The organism is Bradyrhizobium erythrophlei, from assembly GCF_900129505.1.
Classification (GTDB): Bacteria; Pseudomonadota; Alphaproteobacteria; order Rhizobiales; family Xanthobacteraceae; genus Bradyrhizobium; species Bradyrhizobium erythrophlei_D.
In genome coordinates this window covers 7,573,934-7,590,076 of sequence record NZ_LT670818.1, presented here as the reverse complement: position 1 = coordinate 7,590,076, position 16,143 = coordinate 7,573,934, and the positions used below count along the sequence as shown (strand labels likewise).

21 protein-coding genes, 1 tRNA gene and 2 pseudogenes are annotated in these 16,143 nt (G+C 59.2%); 12 read left to right on the top strand and 12 right to left on the bottom strand.

The window, feature by feature from the left end; translation table 11 throughout:
• Nucleotides 1-86: 86 nt before the first annotated feature.
• The 4 genes from B5525_RS35580 to B5525_RS48060 all read right to left on the bottom strand — a co-directional run bounded on the left by B5525_RS35580 (nucleotide 87) and on the right by B5525_RS48060 (nucleotide 2,549).
• On the bottom strand, nucleotides 87-1,010 hold the full coding sequence (locus B5525_RS35580; protein ID WP_079570576.1) for a complex I NDUFA9 subunit family protein: 924 nt from the start codon (nucleotides 1,008-1,010) through the stop codon (nucleotides 87-89).
• A gap of 62 nt (nucleotides 1,011-1,072) precedes the next feature.
• On the bottom strand, nucleotides 1,073-1,825 hold the full coding sequence (locus B5525_RS35575) for a cupin domain-containing protein (RefSeq protein WP_079570574.1): 753 nt from the start codon (nucleotides 1,823-1,825) through the stop codon (nucleotides 1,073-1,075).
• An 82-nt stretch (nucleotides 1,826-1,907) separates the two neighbouring features.
• Nucleotides 1,908-2,276, bottom strand: coding sequence for a VOC family protein (locus B5525_RS35570; protein WP_079570573.1), 369 nt, complete (start codon nucleotides 2,274-2,276; stop codon nucleotides 1,908-1,910).
• Nucleotides 2,277-2,333: 57 nt separating this feature from the next.
• Nucleotides 2,334-2,549: a hypothetical protein gene (locus B5525_RS48060; RefSeq protein WP_154073649.1), complete on the bottom strand. Its 216-nt coding sequence runs from the start codon at nucleotides 2,547-2,549 to the stop codon at nucleotides 2,334-2,336.
• Between the two features lie 171 nt (nucleotides 2,550-2,720).
• On the opposite strand from B5525_RS48060, the gene B5525_RS44910 reads away from it, so the two are divergent.
• Entirely contained in the window at nucleotides 2,721-2,903 is a 183-nt protein-coding gene (locus tag B5525_RS44910) for a hypothetical protein (RefSeq protein WP_154073648.1), read from the top strand.
• Between the two features lie 36 nt (nucleotides 2,904-2,939).
• On the opposite strand, the gene B5525_RS35560 is transcribed toward B5525_RS44910, so the two are convergent.
• Nucleotides 2,940-3,425, bottom strand: coding sequence for an outer membrane protein assembly factor BamE (locus B5525_RS35560; RefSeq protein ID WP_079570570.1), 486 nt, complete (start codon nucleotides 3,423-3,425; stop codon nucleotides 2,940-2,942).
• A 108-nt stretch (nucleotides 3,426-3,533) separates the two neighbouring features.
• Here B5525_RS35560 and B5525_RS35555 point away from each other — a divergent pair, with 108 nt between their 5' ends.
• From B5525_RS35555 to B5525_RS35525, 7 genes are all read left to right on the top strand, one after another.
• A complete protein-coding gene (locus B5525_RS35555) occupies nucleotides 3,534-4,085 on the top strand; it encodes a ubiquinol-cytochrome C chaperone family protein (protein WP_079570568.1) in 552 nt (183 codons plus the stop codon).
• Nucleotides 4,086-4,099: 14 nt separating this feature from the next.
• Nucleotides 4,100-4,687, top strand: coding sequence for a YceD family protein (locus B5525_RS35550; protein WP_244567701.1), 588 nt, complete (start codon nucleotides 4,100-4,102; stop codon nucleotides 4,685-4,687).
• 298 nt (nucleotides 4,688-4,985) lie between these two features.
• Complete coding sequence (gene plsX, locus B5525_RS35545; protein ID WP_079570565.1) at nucleotides 4,986-6,047, top strand: phosphate acyltransferase PlsX; 1,062 nt, start codon at nucleotides 4,986-4,988, stop codon at nucleotides 6,045-6,047.
• On the top strand, nucleotides 6,044-7,021 hold the full coding sequence (locus tag B5525_RS35540; protein ID WP_079570563.1) for a beta-ketoacyl-ACP synthase III: 978 nt from the start codon (nucleotides 6,044-6,046) through the stop codon (nucleotides 7,019-7,021). Before plsX ends, B5525_RS35540 begins: the two co-directional genes overlap by 4 nt.
• A gap of 131 nt (nucleotides 7,022-7,152) precedes the next feature.
• Complete coding sequence (locus B5525_RS35535) at nucleotides 7,153-7,482, top strand: integration host factor subunit alpha (protein WP_079570562.1); 330 nt, start codon at nucleotides 7,153-7,155, stop codon at nucleotides 7,480-7,482.
• A gap of 58 nt (nucleotides 7,483-7,540) precedes the next feature.
• Complete coding sequence (locus B5525_RS35530; protein WP_079570560.1) at nucleotides 7,541-8,107, top strand: MerR family transcriptional regulator; 567 nt, start codon at nucleotides 7,541-7,543, stop codon at nucleotides 8,105-8,107.
• A 101-nt stretch (nucleotides 8,108-8,208) separates the two neighbouring features.
• Nucleotides 8,209-8,286: transfer RNA gene (locus B5525_RS35525), tRNA-Pro, on the top strand.
• A gap of 71 nt (nucleotides 8,287-8,357) precedes the next feature.
• On the opposite strand, the gene B5525_RS35520 is transcribed toward B5525_RS35525, so the two are convergent.
• Together B5525_RS35520 and B5525_RS44905 are read right to left on the bottom strand one after the other, a co-directional pair.
• Nucleotides 8,358-8,582, bottom strand: a complete 225-nt coding sequence (locus B5525_RS35520) for a helix-turn-helix transcriptional regulator (protein WP_079570559.1) — start codon at nucleotides 8,580-8,582, stop codon at nucleotides 8,358-8,360.
• Between the two features lie 505 nt (nucleotides 8,583-9,087).
• Nucleotides 9,088-9,309: a hypothetical protein gene (locus tag B5525_RS44905; protein ID WP_154073646.1), complete on the bottom strand. Its 222-nt coding sequence runs from the start codon at nucleotides 9,307-9,309 to the stop codon at nucleotides 9,088-9,090.
• Nucleotides 9,310-10,041: 732 nt separating this feature from the next.
• On the opposite strand from B5525_RS44905, the gene B5525_RS35510 reads away from it, so the two are divergent.
• Complete coding sequence (locus B5525_RS35510) at nucleotides 10,042-10,410, top strand: hypothetical protein (RefSeq protein ID WP_079570557.1); 369 nt, start codon at nucleotides 10,042-10,044, stop codon at nucleotides 10,408-10,410.
• 73 nt (nucleotides 10,411-10,483) lie between these two features.
• On the opposite strand, the gene B5525_RS35505 is transcribed toward B5525_RS35510, so the two are convergent.
• The 5 genes and pseudogenes from B5525_RS35505 to B5525_RS35495 all read right to left on the bottom strand — a co-directional run bounded on the left by B5525_RS35505 (nucleotide 10,484) and on the right by B5525_RS35495 (nucleotide 12,771).
• Nucleotides 10,484-10,930: a hypothetical protein gene (locus B5525_RS35505; RefSeq protein WP_079570556.1), complete on the bottom strand. Its 447-nt coding sequence runs from the start codon at nucleotides 10,928-10,930 to the stop codon at nucleotides 10,484-10,486.
• A complete protein-coding gene (locus B5525_RS47655; protein ID WP_338075322.1) occupies nucleotides 10,927-11,202 on the bottom strand; it encodes a hypothetical protein in 276 nt (91 codons plus the stop codon). The genes B5525_RS35505 and B5525_RS47655 overlap by 4 nt, the downstream gene beginning before the upstream one ends.
• A 63-nt stretch (nucleotides 11,203-11,265) precedes the next feature.
• Nucleotides 11,266-11,538, bottom strand: a pseudogene (locus B5525_RS47650) (recombinase family protein); the annotation flags it as partial.
• Between the two features lie 268 nt (nucleotides 11,539-11,806).
• Nucleotides 11,807-12,166: pseudogene (locus tag B5525_RS47645) on the bottom strand (recombinase family protein); the annotation flags it as partial.
• Nucleotides 12,167-12,324: 158 nt separating this feature from the next.
• A complete protein-coding gene (locus B5525_RS35495) occupies nucleotides 12,325-12,771 on the bottom strand; it encodes a DUF2924 domain-containing protein (RefSeq protein WP_079570554.1) in 447 nt (148 codons plus the stop codon).
• A gap of 341 nt (nucleotides 12,772-13,112) precedes the next feature.
• Here B5525_RS35495 and B5525_RS35485 point away from each other — a divergent pair, with 341 nt between their 5' ends.
• From B5525_RS35485 to B5525_RS35475, 3 genes are all read left to right on the top strand, one after another.
• On the top strand, nucleotides 13,113-13,967 hold the full coding sequence (locus tag B5525_RS35485; RefSeq protein ID WP_079570551.1) for a hypothetical protein: 855 nt from the start codon (nucleotides 13,113-13,115) through the stop codon (nucleotides 13,965-13,967).
• Between the two features lie 117 nt (nucleotides 13,968-14,084).
• Nucleotides 14,085-14,285, top strand: a complete 201-nt coding sequence (locus B5525_RS48055; protein ID WP_079570550.1) for a helix-turn-helix domain-containing protein — start codon at nucleotides 14,085-14,087, stop codon at nucleotides 14,283-14,285.
• Between the two features lie 180 nt (nucleotides 14,286-14,465).
• Entirely contained in the window at nucleotides 14,466-15,371 is a 906-nt protein-coding gene (locus B5525_RS35475; RefSeq protein WP_079570548.1) for a helix-turn-helix domain-containing protein, read from the top strand.
• The last annotated feature ends 772 nt before the right edge of the window (nucleotides 15,372-16,143 follow it).

Here is a 16,143-nt window from a genome sequence, read left to right as displayed (position 1 = left end):
AACGTGAATGTTCGGTGGCGAAGAAATGCAGGGAGTTGGCCATGGCTCATACCCTGGTTCCCAGCGACTAACCCGGGGAGGCTTTTTCATCCACAATTCGACAGCATCTTCTGCAGTATTGCCTCGACCGAGTGCGGCGCGATCCCGAACTCAGCAAATCCAGGCATCTTCGGCGATGACACGGTGTCGATTTGCATCAGTTCCACCTGATTGCGCGTGAGGAGCGGACTTGGGAACATCTCGGAGGCCCAAGCGAATGCATTCCAAACGGCAAATGGGATTGGAATCAGTCGGGGCGCAAGTCCGGCTTGGAGCGCAACGGCTCTGAGAAACTCCTCGTAGGAGTAGACGCGCGGGCCGCCTAACTCGAAGATCATTGACGGCGTCGCGGCTCGCTGCATGACCCGGCCAATCGCCTCGGCAACGTCCTCTACATAGGCCGGCTGCAGTCTGGTCAGGCCGCGGCCGAACATCGGATAGACTGGAAGCTCACGGAGGAGCCTGAGGATAGTAGTAAGAAACGCGTCGTCCGGTCCAAACATCACCGCCGGTCGGATGAAAATTGCATTGGGGAACGCTGCTCGAACCGCCAGTTCGCCTTCCCCGCGCTTCCGGATGTAGCGCGATTGGGAGGCGGCATCTGCGCCAATTCCCGAAACGTGAACAAGCCGTTCGACTCCGGCACGGTGTGCTCGAGCCGCTACCCGTTGGGCAGACTCGACGTGAACGGAATAAAATGTCTCGCGTCCGTGCTCGACGTAAAGACTAACTGCATTTACAACGCCGTAGGCGCCGGCAAGCGCATCCGCGACTGACCGCTCGTCGCCAATATCGGCCCCTACCGATTGAAGTTGCGGATCATCAGGACCAAACAGTCTGTGCCCCCGATCCGGATGCCTTGTCGCGATCCGAACGGGAAATCCGCGAGAGCGCAGATTCCGAACGATACGGCGTCCGAGAAATCCGGTTCCGCCGAATACGGTGACGGTGCGACCGTTCGTTGCCACCATGACTCAAATTGGCCAATTCATCTCGAACGGCGCTCCGGATGCGGTGGGCCGTCCGCCGTTAGCTATTGCTTGTTTGCTGGTGCGCCCGGAAGCACGGCTGCAACACCTTCCGGATTGATGTTGAAGGCCAGGAATATCAACGGCTCGTTGCCCGGGTTTCCCCATTGGTGCACGAGGGCGTATGGTTCATAGATCAAGGAACCTGGTCCCCTTGCTTCTGTCTTACCGTCGATCGTGTTGGCTCCGGTGCCGGAGACAATATAATACAAAGCCGCTCCTGACCGATGATGCGGCAGGTTGGAAGGCATCTGCGCCGGAAATGTGACTCGTGTGAGGTTGAGATCATAACCGCCTGGCTTCAGGTCGGGGATCGGATCTGCCGTGCGATATAATTCTCTCGCGGCGGCAGGCGCCGTTTCGACAGGCCGACCCAAGTCCACAGCGGGGACAAGGAAGAAGTGGAGGAAAGTTGATGGCCCTCTGCTGCCCGCCGTTAGCGCCGCGGTCTTTCCGCCGGCGATGAACAGCCCATCTCCGGCCTTGAGCGTTTTGGCCTCGCCATTGAGTGCGACCTCAGTCGATCCTGACATCTGGTAGAGGATGCCGTTGGCCGCCGAGACACTGCTCCTCTCGTCCGGCTGAAGAGTGATGCTCACCGCTTTGAAATGGAGCGGCACGTCCGTGACGGTCGGCAGTTTGGTCGCGGCGACCACTGTTCGGGTAATTGCCGGTGGAGCAGGGGTGGTTTGTGCGGTCGCGGGGGCGGGAAGCTCCATCACGCCGAGCAACCATAGTCCGGTTGTCCTGAACTGCATGAATGCCTCCCAGGTTCAGCGGATAATCGGAGCACCATACGCTCTCCCGGCACCCCTTGGAATGGCTGGCCGCTTCGAGATGCTATTGGACGGAAACCGGGAGCAAAGGCCGAGCGAAACTGAGTTCGTGGCCGTCGGGGTCAACCAGGTGAAAAAAGCGCTCACCCCATTCGGCATCGCGGGGCACGGTAGCTGGCTGGTATCCCGCTGCGAGCGCTCGGTTGTAAAGTGCGTCAACATCGGTGACGTAGAAAATGACGCGTCCCCACCAGAACCAGCGCCGCTCGGCAGGCTGGGCGATGAGGTTAAGATAGCTCGCCCCTGCTCGAAAGCTGGTGAAGGACGACTCTTCGCCGCCATGCAGGACCTCAAAACCCAGCGCACGGTAGAATCGGACCGCTCGTGGCATTTGGTGGGTGCCTAGTGTGACAGCGCTGATCCCCTCGATCATGGACAGAATTCCTGTTTTATTTCCCTGCGCCGTTTGTGGTCGACACTTCTCTACCGGTCAGAACAAAGCCGACTGCGCGACGCGCAGGCTGACCTCCGCCTTATCAATCGACTGGATTAGAAACATCCGCGACAACCACAGGAACGATTTGAGGTTGACCGCATCAACCACCAAGAAACCTATTCGAAAGACAACGCTTGCACCAAAAGACAACGCTTGCACCAATTGGAGGAGTCTTTCCCGCGTGTGTGCCGCGCGGAGATTGGCATCCATCACTGCATTGCCGGTGCGTCCCTTTTGCGGTATGCTGAGCATAGCTCTTGGAGAGAGGACAACCGCCGTCAGTCGAACGGTGAGCGAGTCAATCGCCTCGCGGCTTTGTCTTTGAAACGTCGCAAGTCAGTTGATTTTGGTGGCTATTGCAGCGGTACTCGAAAGACGTTCATGCCCGAGCAAAAGCTCCACACCCACGAAGAAGTATTTAAAGATCATGTCACCGGCCAGTATGATGAAACCATATTTCGTTTCAGGGTGCCGGGTGGCTGGATTTATACGCACACTATTATTCGGTTTGGTTCGGTCGATAGAAACTACGTAGCAGATACTTTCGTTCCTGACTCTAAGTAAGAGATGCGAACGATACACGCTGCATTTGGAAACGACCTAGTTGAAACTCAGCAACTTGAACAGCGGCGTCAGGTAGCTGAGTTCCTGGCCCGATGTCGCGGTGGTGCGGCTGACGAAGTCGAAGATCTTGCCGTCCTGCAGCCCGTAATTGGCGAGCCGCTTCACCTGGCGATTGTTGTCGAAATAGATCGCGATCACCCGCTGGTCGACCACCCTCTGGTTCATGAAGGCGACCGGACGACTGGAGCGCTGCGAGATATAATAGAACACCTCGCCGTTGAGGGTGGCGACGGTGGACGGCGTTCCCATCACGATCAGCACCTGGTCCTGGCTCGCCCCGATCGGGATTTGCTCGAGCGCGCCGGGGGGCATGATGTAGCCCTTCTGGAACTGCTCGCCGGTGCAGGCGCCGAGCGCCGCGCAGACCAGCGCGACCGCGGCGACGCTGCGCAGGCCGCGCCAGCGCGCGGCCGGACCGCGCGGAAATCTCGCGCGTAACTGTCTTTGGCTCGTTTCGGTCATTTACGGAACTGATCCCGTCCCCTTGCATCGCGCGAGGCGTTGACGTACCGGGCAGCGAGCAGGATTGCAACAAATGCGGGCCGTAAGGGCTCGTTTGCGGAACCCACGATGCTTTGGCCGTTCAATCACTTCAGGAAACCCCAGATACCCCTGCCGGGCACCATTGAGGCCATCTATGGCATGATCGTGACGCAGGCGCGAGAACCGTTATTTTACCGGGACTTGGGTGTGCCGGACACGGTTGACGGCCGATTCGATCTGTTGGTGCTGCATTTATGGATGGTGTTGAGGCGGCTTCGGCCGGTCGAGGGAGGTGCTGCGCTGTGCCAGGCGCTGTTCGACCGCTTCTGCGAGGATATGGACGCCAATCTGCGCGAAATGGGGGTCGGCGACCTTACCGTGCCCAAACGCATGCAGGCCTTCGGGGAGGCGTTCTACGGCCGTAGTGCGGCCTATGATCTGGCCATTGCCGACAGCCGGGAGGCGCTGGCGCAGGCGTTGTGCAAGAATATCCTGGACGGCGGCCAGATCGAAAACGCGCGGCGGCTGGCTTACTATGCCGAGGCGGCCACGTCCGCTTTGGCGGGGCTGGACGATGTGAAGGTGCAGCGTGCATCGTGGCGGTTTCCGTCGCCGGCGCGCGTGGGCGTACAGCAATGAACCGACCGAGCAGCATGATTGACAAGCCCGACAAGTCCAAATCCGACCCTTGGCGCGTTCCCGTCGCGGTGGCGCAGATCCCCGAGACCGGATTGCATCTTGATATCGAAGCGAGCCCCGCAGAACGCGTGGCAATGGCTGAGGTCGGGGACTTGCGCGAGGTCCTGTCGGCGAATGCCTCGCTCGATGTCACGCCCATGAGCGGCGGCCGATTCCAAATCGGCGGCCGTGTGCGGGCGCGGATCGGGCAAACCTGCGTGGTGACGCTGGATCCGATCGAGAACGACATCGACGAGGAGATCGACCTGATCTTCGCGCCGCCGGAGCAGATCCCCGAGCTTTCCACTCTCGTCGATGACGCCACTGAGGGCGACGTCGAAATTCCCGATCCGCCGGAGCCGATCGAAAACGGCATCATCGACCTCGGCCGGCTCGCGACCGATGCGCTGTATCTCGGTGTCGATCCCTATCCGCGCCGGCCGGACGCCGTATTCGAGCCCCCCGTCGAGGCCGCCGATCCCGACTCGCATCCGTTTGCAGCGCTCAAAGCGCTCAAGGCCGAAGACGAGCCATCGGGCGCGAAGAAGCCGAAAAAGCCTTGAACCGCGCCGGCACGGCGGTGGAGCTTGCATTCCAGCACAGCTAGATACCGGCATGGGTCCAAAAAATGGCATAATTTGTTGAATTAGCTTGTTTTATTCCGATGTGCCGATTCCGCACCGGTTCGGCTCCTTTTCAAAAGAGCGCGGTCAAGAGGTTGTGTCGGGGTGCGGAAACGCTATTGTCGCGGCCCGGCCGGGTGCAGCGTTGCGCTTCGCCGATCGCTGCCATCCATGGCGATTTCAGTAGTCGCGGCCGAAGCGCTTCTTGTCCGCAAGAGATCAGGTTTCCGGGACGTTCATGCCTCAGAAGGTTCGAATCGCGCTTGACGCCATGGGGGGCGATGTCGGCGCATCGGTGGTCATTCCCGGCGCCGCGATTTCATTGACCCGGCATCCCGACAGCGAATTTCTGCTGTTCGGCGATCGCGCGCTGATCGACCCGCAGCTCGACAAATATCCGGCGATGAAGGCGGTCTCCCGCGTCATTCATACCGACGTCGCCGTCAGCATGCACGAAAAGCCGAGCCAGGCGTTGCGCCGCGGCCGCAAATCGTCGTCGATGTGGCTCGCCATTGAAGCGGTCAAGAAGGGCGAGGCCGACGTCGCGGTATCCGCCGGCAATACCGGCGCGCTGGCGGCGATGGCGCGGTTTTGCCTGCGCATGCAGCGGGGGATCGACCGGCCGGCGCTCGCGGCGATATGGCCCACCGCCCGCGGCGATTCGGTCGTGCTCGACCTCGGCGCCACCATCGGCGGAGATGCGCATCACCTGGTGGCGCTGGCGGTGATGGGCAGCGCCATGGCGAGCGTGCTGTTCGATCTCGAACGGCCCACGGTCGGCCTGCTCAATATCGGCGTCGAGGAGATCAAGGGCCGCGAGGAAATTCGTGAAGCGGCGGAGCTGCTGCGCGCGATGAACCTTCCCCAGCTGGAATATATCGGCTTCGTCGAGGGCGACGGCATCGGCAAGGGGGCTGCCGACGTCATCGTCGCCGAGGGTTTCAGCGGCAATATCGCGTTGAAGGCCGCCGAGGGCACCGCGCGGCAGATCACGGACTTCCTGCGCGGCGCCATGTCGCGCACCTGGCGCTCGCGGATCGGCTATCTCTTTGCAAAGAATGCGTTCAAGGCGCTGCGCGACAAGCTCGACCCGAGCAAATCCAACGGCAGCGTGGTGCTTGGACTAAACGGCATCGTCGTCAAAAGCCACGGCGGAACCGACGCCGAAGGCTTTGCCTATGCCGTCGATGTTGGCTATGAGATGGTCCGCTACGATCTCCTCAACAAGATCAACCAAATGCTCAACCCCGACGGCAGCGCGCCCGGATCTGCGCCGACCGCGCAGGAGGCTGTCTCGTGACTGCATTACGTTCGGTTGTGCTCGGCTGCGGTTCCTATTTGCCGCAGCAGATCCTGACCAATGCCGAACTGGCGGCGCGGATCGACACCTCCGACGAGTGGATCGTACAGCGTACCGGCATCAGGCAGCGCCATATCGCCGCCGAAGGCGAGTTCACCTCGCATCTGGCCGTGCATGCCGCGCGCGCGGCCCTGGCCAATGCCGGGGTCGATGCCCAGTCGATCGACCTGATCGTGCTGGCGACCTCGACGCCGGACAATACCTTTCCGGCGACCGCGGTCGCCGTGCAGAACGAACTCGGCATCCACCACGGCGCAGCGTTCGATCTGCAGGCAGTATGCTCCGGCTTCGTGTTCGCGCTCGCGACCGCGGACAATTTCCTGCGCACAGGCTCGTTCAAGCGTGCGCTGGTGATCGGCGCCGAGACGTTTTCGCGGATCCTGGACTGGAACGACCGCGGCACCTGCGTGCTGTTCGGCGATGGCGCCGGCGCCGTGGTGCTGGACGCGCAGCTCGAGCCGGGCAAACCCTCCGACCGCGGCATCCTGACCACGCATCTGCGCTCCGACGGCCGGCACAAGTCGAAATTATATGTCGATGGCGGCCCGTCCTCGACCCGGACTGTGGGGTATCTGCGGATGGAAGGCCGCGAAGTGTTCAAGCATGCGGTGGGCATGATCACCGACGTGATCGTGGACGCCTTCAAGGCCACCGGCACCTCGGCCGCGGAGATCGACTGGTTCGTTCCGCACCAGGCCAACAAGCGAATCATCGATGCTTCGGCGCACAAGCTTCATATTGCACCGCAAAAGGTAGTGCTGACCGTCGACCTGCATGGCAATACCTCGGCGGCGTCGATTCCCCTGGCGCTGTCGGTCGCGGTCGCCGATGGACGCATCAAGAAGGGTGACCTGGTACTGCTGGAGGCCATGGGTGGCGGTTTCACCTGGGGCTCGGCGCTTTTACGCTGGTAAGCGCAACCTTAAAAAGTCTGTGTACTTTGTTGTGTTCTTTCATGCTATTGCATTGATGAGCACTGTTGACCATTGTACGTTAACCTCATAATTTCAGACGATAAATTTTCGCCGTGAGTGCGGGGCAGGCGATGACTGGAACCGGGAAGACCGTTACACGCGTCGATTTGTGCGAGGCCGTCTACCAGAAGGTAGGACTGTCACGCACGGAGTCATCCGCCTTCGTCGAGCTGGTGCTGAAGGAGATCACCGACTGCCTGGAGAAGGGCGAGACGGTGAAATTATCGTCGTTCGGCTCGTTCATGGTGCGCAAGAAGGGCCAGCGTATCGGCCGTAACCCGAAGACCGGCACCGAGGTGCCGATTTCGCCGCGTCGCGTGATGGTGTTCAAGCCCTCGGCGATTCTGAAGCAGCGGATCAACGGCCAGAACCCCGGTAACGGGCAAAGCAAGCCCGAATAGCAAGGCAAGCCGGAAGAGACTGGCCGTCCGGCCGGGCGATCGAAAGAGGAGCGGGCATTTGGACAAAGCGCCGGATGCGTTCCGGACCATCAGCGAGGTCGCCAATGACCTCGACATTCCCCAGCACGTCCTGCGGTTCTGGGAGACAAGGTTCGCGCAGATCAAGCCGATGAAGCGGAGCGGCGGCCGCCGCTATTACCGCCCCGACGACGTCGACCTGCTCAAGGGCATCCGCCGCCTGCTGTATGGCGAGGGCTACACCATCCGCGGCGTGCAGCGCATTCTCAAGGAGCACGGCATCGCCTCGGTCCAGCGTCTGGCCGACAGCTCGGCGGTGGCCTCGTTTGGCGCGATCGAAGAGGCGGTCGGCCAAAGCATCGCGGAGCAGGACGAGGATGTCGTGCCCGGCGTCGATCTGGATGACGACGATTACGAAGGCGGCACCGACGGCATCGATTTTCGCCTGCTCGAAACCGACGAGGAAGGCATGCCGGCGGCGTATGACGACGGCCCCATTCCCGGGATCGCCGGCGAGGTGCGTCCGCTCGAAGTCGCACGCCTGGAAAGCGTGCTGCAGGACCTGATCGCCTGCCGGCAGTTGCTGGATCAGGCCCTGAAGGGCTAGATTTTCCCCTGGAACCCGCCGTTACCGCCCGTCCGCCATCCCGCGACCGGTGCCATCGCCTGCCTTGCGCGCGGGCCTGATCGCAGCTAATGGAACGGCATCGGAGCGTGGCGCAGCCCGGTTAGCGCACTAGTCTGGGAGACTAGGGGTCGGAGGTTCAAATCCTCTCGCTCCGACCAATAAAAACAATAGCTTAGCGGAGAGGCCCTATATTTGAAATCGTCTGGGGGAAGGCTGGGGGAAGGAAATCTCAAGCGCCCTTTTTGGTGCCGAGTTGCCACGCGGCAACGTCATCCTTGAACCACGCAATTCTGCGAGGTGCGATCTCGTGAGCGGCGGGAAAACGGCCGGCTTCCATTTCGCGGTAAAGCGTCGCCCGCGAGAATGGGATCAAGGCGAGCACCTGCTTTATGCTCAGCATTGGCCGAATCTCTCCAGCAGCCGCGTGTTGTTCACCTTCGTCTTCGTCGATCATAGTCCGAGTTGTCCCCAGCGCTCGCGCTCAGGTCACCCTGCGACCCGATGAGGTACACGCACTTGCGTTTTCGCCAATCGAGAAAATGTCGTGTTGATCATCCCGAGTATCATGCTCAGGCGAGGCCGAAATGGAACGGCGGCTATAAACTCATCGTACGATTGGGTGCCACGGCGAACAAAAAAGGAAAGAAGCTGATTGTCGAAATTTTCGGCGTTAGGGGTGATGCACGCAGCCCGCTCTGACGATGAACGCACTTCCCGATACTTAGGGCGAGAGTCCACCGCGACCGCAATCTGACCAGCCATTGATTTCGCTGGTGAGCCCGGCAGGACTCGAACCTGCAACCAGACCGTTATGAGCGGGAGGCTACAAGTCGGCTTCGTTGAGATTCTTAGGGTTTCATTCGAGTGCGATCGCCTTTGTCGCGCCTTAGCGATGTCGTTTCCGATGCGAAACTGGTGCAGTCCGCCCTTGCGAGTTCATCGCTTTACGCGCTCGCATCTCACGGTAGTTGCTCAAGCTTGTCCCGAACCAAACGGCCGAGTTCGGTGGGTGTCCAAAAGGAGGTCTCACTAGCGTTTTCAACGTCCCAACAAACATCGAAATCAAACAAGCCCTCTGGTATGGCGTCTGCTTCTTCGAAGTTTTGTGGCCCGACCAGGACAATAGTGCGCTGCTCCGGCGTCAGGCTGTGTGCAATTGCTTCTGGGGAAGATGCATTCATTCCGCGAACCTAGTCGGCAAAACAGAATAATCACCAGACGATAAACAAACCCGCAGAAGCTTGCGAGTTTTGCCGAAATCCTGCGAACGGGCCGCCGGCACAGCCAGCATTTGCAAACCCCGGTCAAGCTCGTCAGGCTCATAACCTGAAGGTCATAGGTTCAAATCCTATCCCCGCAACCAAATAAGTGACTGATATATTGGCTTAAAACTAAGAGGCCGTCCGCAAGGGCGGCCTTTTGGTTTTCGGGAATCGCCACCGAGTCGCCGCGAGCCGAGAATCTCAGGAAGCCCACCCTTAAGGGAGGTCCAAGCCGTATTGAGCGTTCGAATCCCTCTCGGTCCGCCACTGTCGGTTCGAGTGCCTGTCTCGTCGGCAACCAAAGCCCCATAAAACCCAATAAAACGGGCCTTCTTCTAAGGTGGCGCCGTACTAGAGATGCATCGGTTTCTTAGATTGACGTTTGGAGACGCCGTTTTTCTCCAAAGCTTCGTACTTCGGCAATTTGGTACGGTTCTGAAAGGCCGGCACTTAAGGTATCTGCAGCCGCAGCCCTAGAAACGGTTCGAATCCCCATCGGACAAGGAAGGGCAACAACCCGATTGAGTCAAAACCTTTAGTAAACGGCTTGCAAATATTGGCGCGGACATTTGCGACATTTAGGAATGGTATACACTGGTCGTTAGCGCCTTATCTGCCGGCAAAGCACCGCACTGCGGGGCGAATGTGATCATGTCGATGACACATAACGGCAAAGGTGTGCGCGCGATCACCCATGCCGCGTTCAAGGTGGCTTTGTTAACTTATTGTCAGGCGCGTCAATCGCCCCACCCAGGGTTTGTCATCCTCGACACGCCATTGATCACATACCGGGATCCAATCAGGTCTCCCTTGGGCGCTCTCTCGCCCGACGAGCAAACGATTAGCCGATCGGACTTAAAGGAGCGTTTCTTCCAGCATCTCTCATCTTTGGGCAGCGACGGTCAGTTTATCGTGTTCGACAACGCGGACCCCCCTGCCAACGCAGGTTCGTTGGCACACATCGAGACCTTCACCAATGATCGCTCTCAAGGTCGGCAAGGCCTGTTCAAAATATCGTAGGCTCCCGCACGCGCGAAAGCGCCGAGTTTGACGGTCATTTGCTCGGTTCTATCGACGGGCAGTCGACTGCAGCCTAGGGCTGATTCCTGACTAGCTGAGCGCGCTGCTGAGCCCAATCAGGGGGTATAGGCTCAAGTAGGTCATCGAGTTCGAGATCAACTGATTGCTGCCCTTCGAGAATGCCTTGGATGATGTCGGGCGCGAGCAATGTCAGGCGCAGCACGCGGCTGAGGTAGGACTCATTGATGCTTTCCGCTTTGGCCAGTTCTCGAACGGTGGCGTAGTGGCCGGACTCCAGCATGTCCCGCCAGCGATGGGCACGGACGACTGCCTTGACCAGAGTGCTGTCAATACGGGAGGCCCGCGAGGTCCAAGGTGTTGCGTCGGCCGGCGTCACGACCTGCTTCCGGCCACCCTGGTGGCGTATCGAGATGGGGATGTGGACCGAAATCGTCCGCCCGTCCCTGCTGAGGGTGGGGCGGCCCAATCGGCCGACGATGAGGCTCGGTTGGGTGGTCATGCGGCCTCATTCTGCGAGGTGGTGGCGCTCCGAAGATCGTTGCAAAGGGAGGTCAGTCCCTCGATCCGCAAGCGAAGGTCAATTCCGGTGGGGCTGAGATCGACCCGGTCGACCAGCAGCTCAATAATGCGGGCCTGCTCGGCGGGGAATAGCTCCGCCCAGAGCGGCTCGAATTCGACAAGGGCGCTGCGGACGTCATTCTCGCTGACGCCCTTGTTGGTCTTCTGAGCCGCGCGCCACATCTGGATGATGATCTCGGGCGTCTGCAGCAACGATCGAATCTGCTCAATGACGATCCGCTCGATCTCGGCCGCCGGGACCTGTCGAACCGGGCAGGCGTCTGTCCCCCGTTTGATGACGCTCTGGCTGATGTAATAGCGATAGAGCCGGCCGCTTTTCCGGGTGTGGGTCGGCGACATTGCAGCACCGTCGGGACCGAACAGCAGCCCCTTCAGGATTGCCGGGGTTTGCGCCCTGGCGCTGGCCGCCCGCTTGCGAGGGCTGGCCTTGATGATGGCATGGACCTGGTCCCAAAGTTTCCGGTCGATAATGGGCTGGTGTTCGCCCGGATAGGACGTGCCTTTGTGGACGGCTTCGCCGATGTACACCCGGTTTTTCAGGAGCTTGTACAGCACGCCTTTGTCCAGGAGGTGGCCATATCGGTTGGTGGCCCGTTTGGCGACTAGTTCCCGCGAATGTTGCTGATTTCAACACCAGGAAACGCTTGAAGATCGCCCGAACCTGATCGGCATCCGCCTTGCGAATAATGAGCTTGCGATCCTGGACCTCGTACCCGAGCGGTGTCCACCCGCCCATCCACATACCTTTCTTGCGGGAGGCGGCTACCTTGTCGCGGATGCGGTCCCCCGTCTGCTCTCGCTCATATTGGGCGAAGGTCAGCAGCATGTTCAGGGTCATGCGGCCCATTGAAGTCCGGGTGTCGAACGATTCTGTGATGGAGACGACCGTGGCGTTGCGCTGGCCGAACGTTTCGACCATCTGCAGGAAGCCCAGCATCGAGCGCGACAGCCGGTCCATCTTGTAGACCACCACAATGTCCAGCTTACCTGCCTCAATATCGGCCATCAGCCGCTTTAATGCCGGGCGGTCATTTGTTCCTCCGGAGATGCCGCCATCGTCGTAGCGGTCCGGCACAAGCGTCCAGCCCTTCGCCCTCTGGCTGACGATATAGGCCTCGCCGGCATCGCGCTGGGCATCGAGGGAGTTGAACTGCATCTCGAGGCCTTCTTCGCTCGATTTGCGGGTGTATACCGCACACCGGAGTTTTGGGACGGGCTGAGCAGAAGAGCCGCGTGATGATGACGATTGCATCGACTCCTGGCTAAAGCCGTCGAGGTCGGAATGGCGGTCGTGCGATCGCCCTCGCTCGGTTCTCATGATTTGCCCTGATTGCTTTTTAGGCCAAAGAACACCCAGCCGTTCCATTTGGTGCCGGTGATCTCCTGGGCGACGGACGACAGCGACTTGTATGGTCGACCCAGATATTCGAAGTCGTCGATCCGGACGGTCACACAGTGCGAGACGCCCTGCCAATCCCTGATCAGTTGTGTGCCGGCGATCGGTCGGTGAACCGGCCGGGCCTTCCGTTCCGCGGCGCTCTTGGCGTCGTATTGCTTGGCCATGGCGCGGAGCCGGTCGAGGGTCTCGCGGCCGAGCCCGCCATAGGCCAGCTCCTGGATCCGGTAGGCCAGCCGGCTTTCCAGAAACCGCCGGTTATATTGCGGCGGCTCGCTCTCAAACAGCTCCCGCCACTTTGCCTTCAGAACCAAGGCAGATGCGCCTTTTAGGGCGGCCAATTGGCTTAAAACGGTGTCATTCACGTGCCGGACATCCTCGTGTTCCCGCTGACATGACCGTGCGACCCGGGCTCTAAGTCGAGCGGATTATCTCGATTTTCCGGCGAAATGAGACTGGACTTCCGGACGTTAAGACGCAGAAGGCCGAGCGCAAGGATGCCGGCGATTTCACCGAGCCCGTCCGAATTTCTGTTCAAAAAGTCGTCCATCGGTCGGAAGGTGACGTGTCATTCACCACCGATCTAGCCTCCATAAAGTTTGACCGCTCTCAAACAGCGATGAGCGAACTCAGTAGGAGACGAACGGAGTCGATTTCTGTGGCAAATCGTCGTTGCGGCCATGCACTCTAGGGCTTCGGGCCCACAATGGCGCGAATCACCCGCATCAATTGGACGCACGCGGGCAAACCGGACGACGCCATGAAACCTCCCAAAAAGAGCAAGCCTTCTTCTGAGGTGAAGCTCGTTCGCTCATATGAGCCCCTCAATAAGGTAACGCCCGGCACGCGCGAATATCTGGTCACGGAAACGCGAGGCGTTCTATCTCGAATGACTTTCATATCGATGGCAGACGACGCCAACCGCCAACCTCACTTCCCAGACCCTTGGGGAATTTATAATGATGTTTGCCAAGAGCTCAGGGAGATCTTGGAGCAGAACGATCTTCCAACGGACAAAACCCGCCTTATGCCGGAGGAATTGGACGTCTTTGAAAAGCGGCTCTGCGACGACGAGGTGCTTTGGTATTACGACGTGGTTCATTCTACTGAACGATTGTCCGAAGCTCGGCTGGCAGGCGACCTGCTGATGGCGCTCATCGAGCTCGGAAAGCTTGAAGGCATAGACGATTACATTCTACACTTTGGAACCGCGATGTTTCGCTATGGCGAGTTTCGAGTGAGCCAGATCAACTCACTCGCAACCGCAGGCGCCGCCGCAGTTTCCGGCAGAGCAGCGGGTCCATTGGCGAAAAGCAAAAAGCGCGAGTCGATTAGACGGATCGTTTGGCGCCGAGCCGAAGAATGCTGGCAATCATCCCCGAGATACATTGGCCTCGTCGAGGGCACGGCCTCAGAAATAGCAAGGCTCGTGAATGCGGATTTGGTGATAGCCGGGTTAGCCTCCAAAGCGGATCGAAGCATTAAGACCATCGGCGATGATATTCGGGCGGGCCGGGATGCGAAAGTTTTTCCAAACTGGCCAATCCGGAGGGATACCTAATTCCAGACTGGCCAATCGAGAAATTGATTCTATTTAGCGGAATTTCCAGCCCTGTTACTTCTCAGTGCGCTCGACCGACATGCTGTCCGTCACACTGCTCGAGCGCACGGAGCTCCAATGAATACGTTGACACAGATCGATCTCACTCCACTGCTGTCTGAAAAACTCGCGGCCCGCTTCCTGTCGGTATCGCAAAGAACACTCCAAGCCTGGCGCGTATCTGGAACAGGGCCGCTGTTTATAAAAATGGGCCGAGTTATACGCTATTGTCAGAGCGACCTAGTGAACTGGATGAACTCCAAGCGCTGCCATCGATGATTCGCGTCCCGGATCGCAATCTGTCGGACGTCAGAACTGCTCGTTCGATATCTCAACGCCGCAGCATGCCGCTTTGTGTACGCCTGGCTCCGCGACGACATCAATTGCCGTTGCGTCAGATTTCTAATCGGCCGCTTTCTGTAATTGCCTCGACGTGCGAGTGCTACAGGAGAGAGATCAATGTCCAAGAAGCCGTCTGCTTCATTAATTGCCCACAAAGCCATAAATCTCGCTGGGGATCTTACTGCCTCGGAGAAGCGTGTCGCTGCGGTGCTCGTTGACTGTTTCAATTTCAAAACTCACCAATGCGATCCTGCGCTAAACACGGTCGCCAAGCTGCTGCGGCTTAGCCGCCGCACTGTAATTCGTGCGATCAATGCGCTGGTCTTGAAAGGGTATCTTAGGAAGAAGACGCATGGAGGGTATTTTCATCGGAATAGCTACGAGCCGATTTGGTCGCGATTCCAATTGGACGAAGAAAACTGGGTCACGCACCGCAAGCAATCGCGCTATCAAAAGTCCGTGCCAGATGTGACACTTTCGGAGGGACGGCCGTGTCACACTGAAGGTGACGGTAACGGCACCCAAACCTTTCCCTTAAACAAGTTTCCTGTAACCTCCACGAGCCAGCCCATCCTGAAAAGTCACGATGTTGGTGATGTATCCACTAAGGGGCATTCAAGGGAGGCTGGCTGCGACGGTCGCACGCCTAATGATCTGACGGCGAGCGGCGATGCTGCTCAACGAGCATTTCGGCCCTCTTCTGTCTGTGCCTCGGACCGTTTGACGCGCGCTGCAATCAAGGCCGGCGCCGTCCAATTGCAATATCGCGTCAAACCAGGCGAGTATGTTGCTTGGTTCCGGGACATTGAGTTCGAGGAGAGCATCGATGGCTGCCTGGTATTTTCAGCACCCAACAAGTTCGTTCGCAGCAGGGTCGAAAGCGAATACGGCTCCAAGATGGAGGAGTGCTTTTGCCCAAAGGTCCCCGGAACCGCTCGGATTAGAATTATCGCACGGCAAAAGGTGAGCCCGCCAACCGCCGGGATATCGCCGCTGCCGCCATCTGGTGATTACGTCGGATGAGGATCGTCCGGGAGGGGCCGCACCGCGGGATCCCGGTAGCCGAAGCTGCAGAAAAGCAAGGTTGATATGGTTGACACGCGCGGTGCGCGCTGGGGTGATGGCGGTGCCATCGCCGCTGGCGCACGGCCGGGCACTCCGGCGAAACGGGTGCCCGCGCTTGGATGTTCGGGCCCCCGCCAGGCATGACGCTCGCTTCTGTTCGGACGCTTGTCGCCAATCGTCCTACCGTAAGCGTCGTCTTTCGCGAGTGGGGGGTGGTCAAATCTCTAGCGCGATGAGGGTGCGGACCGGTGGTCCTCCTTCGTACGCAAAAAATTCGGTATCAATCCGAAAAGCCCACTTGTGAGTTACGTCACCCCTACGGTTTTAAGTCGCCTAAGAGCTTTCGCGCGAGGCCACTTGTCTTTCATCATCCGTCTCGGCCCTGCTATCCGATGCGGTTTCAATGTCCGTTGTTGGGGAGAAAACAGACGATCCATCGCTACACGCCCAGGTCAGCTTTGGACCCAAATGCGACCATGGACGCATGGAAGGACGGGGGTGCTCCACGCTGCCAGGCAGGGCTGGAATGTCTAACGCCTTCAGCGCAGCTTATGGTAGCCGGACCGCCCCTGTTAATGTGGAACAATGTAGGCACTCTGGCATTGGGTGCATTGGCAGAGGGTTCATCTAGCCAAGGGAGGTTCGACATGAGTGCAATCATCAAGTCGGAAATGATCTCTCGCCGAAAGGCCCTTTCACTGATGGGATTGGCGGCAGCGTTCGGCCTCGC

Coding starts and splice junctions, on each gene's coding strand:
- B5525_RS35580 (WP_079570576.1), bottom strand. CDS start 1,010: ATGGTGGCAACGAACGGTCGCACCGTCACCGTATTCGGCGGAACCGGA.
- B5525_RS35575 (WP_079570574.1), bottom strand. CDS start 1,825: ATGCAGTTCAGGACAACCGGACTATGGTTGCTCGGCGTGATGGAGCTT.
- B5525_RS35570 (WP_079570573.1), bottom strand. CDS start 2,276: ATGATCGAGGGGATCAGCGCTGTCACACTAGGCACCCACCAAATGCCA.
- B5525_RS48060 (WP_154073649.1), bottom strand. CDS start 2,549: ATGGATGCCAATCTCCGCGCGGCACACACGCGGGAAAGACTCCTCCAA.
- B5525_RS44910 (WP_154073648.1), top strand. CDS start 2,721: ATGCCCGAGCAAAAGCTCCACACCCACGAAGAAGTATTTAAAGATCAT.
- B5525_RS35560 (WP_079570570.1), bottom strand. CDS start 3,425: ATGACCGAAACGAGCCAAAGACAGTTACGCGCGAGATTTCCGCGCGGT.
- B5525_RS35555 (WP_079570568.1), top strand. CDS start 3,534: ATGCTTTGGCCGTTCAATCACTTCAGGAAACCCCAGATACCCCTGCCG.
- B5525_RS35550 (WP_244567701.1), top strand. CDS start 4,100: ATGATTGACAAGCCCGACAAGTCCAAATCCGACCCTTGGCGCGTTCCC.
- plsX (WP_079570565.1), top strand. CDS start 4,986: ATGCCTCAGAAGGTTCGAATCGCGCTTGACGCCATGGGGGGCGATGTC.
- B5525_RS35535 (WP_079570562.1), top strand. CDS start 7,153: ATGACTGGAACCGGGAAGACCGTTACACGCGTCGATTTGTGCGAGGCC.
- B5525_RS35520 (WP_079570559.1), bottom strand. CDS start 8,582: ATGATCGACGAAGACGAAGGTGAACAACACGCGGCTGCTGGAGAGATT.
- B5525_RS44905 (WP_154073646.1), bottom strand. CDS start 9,309: ATGAATGCATCTTCCCCAGAAGCAATTGCACACAGCCTGACGCCGGAG.
- B5525_RS35510 (WP_079570557.1), top strand. CDS start 10,042: ATGTCGATGACACATAACGGCAAAGGTGTGCGCGCGATCACCCATGCC.
- B5525_RS35505 (WP_079570556.1), bottom strand. CDS start 10,930: ATGACCACCCAACCGAGCCTCATCGTCGGCCGATTGGGCCGCCCCACC.
- B5525_RS35485 (WP_079570551.1), top strand. CDS start 13,113: ATGGCGCGAATCACCCGCATCAATTGGACGCACGCGGGCAAACCGGAC.
- B5525_RS48055 (WP_079570550.1), top strand. CDS start 14,085: ATGAATACGTTGACACAGATCGATCTCACTCCACTGCTGTCTGAAAAA.
- B5525_RS35475 (WP_079570548.1), top strand. CDS start 14,466: ATGTCCAAGAAGCCGTCTGCTTCATTAATTGCCCACAAAGCCATAAAT.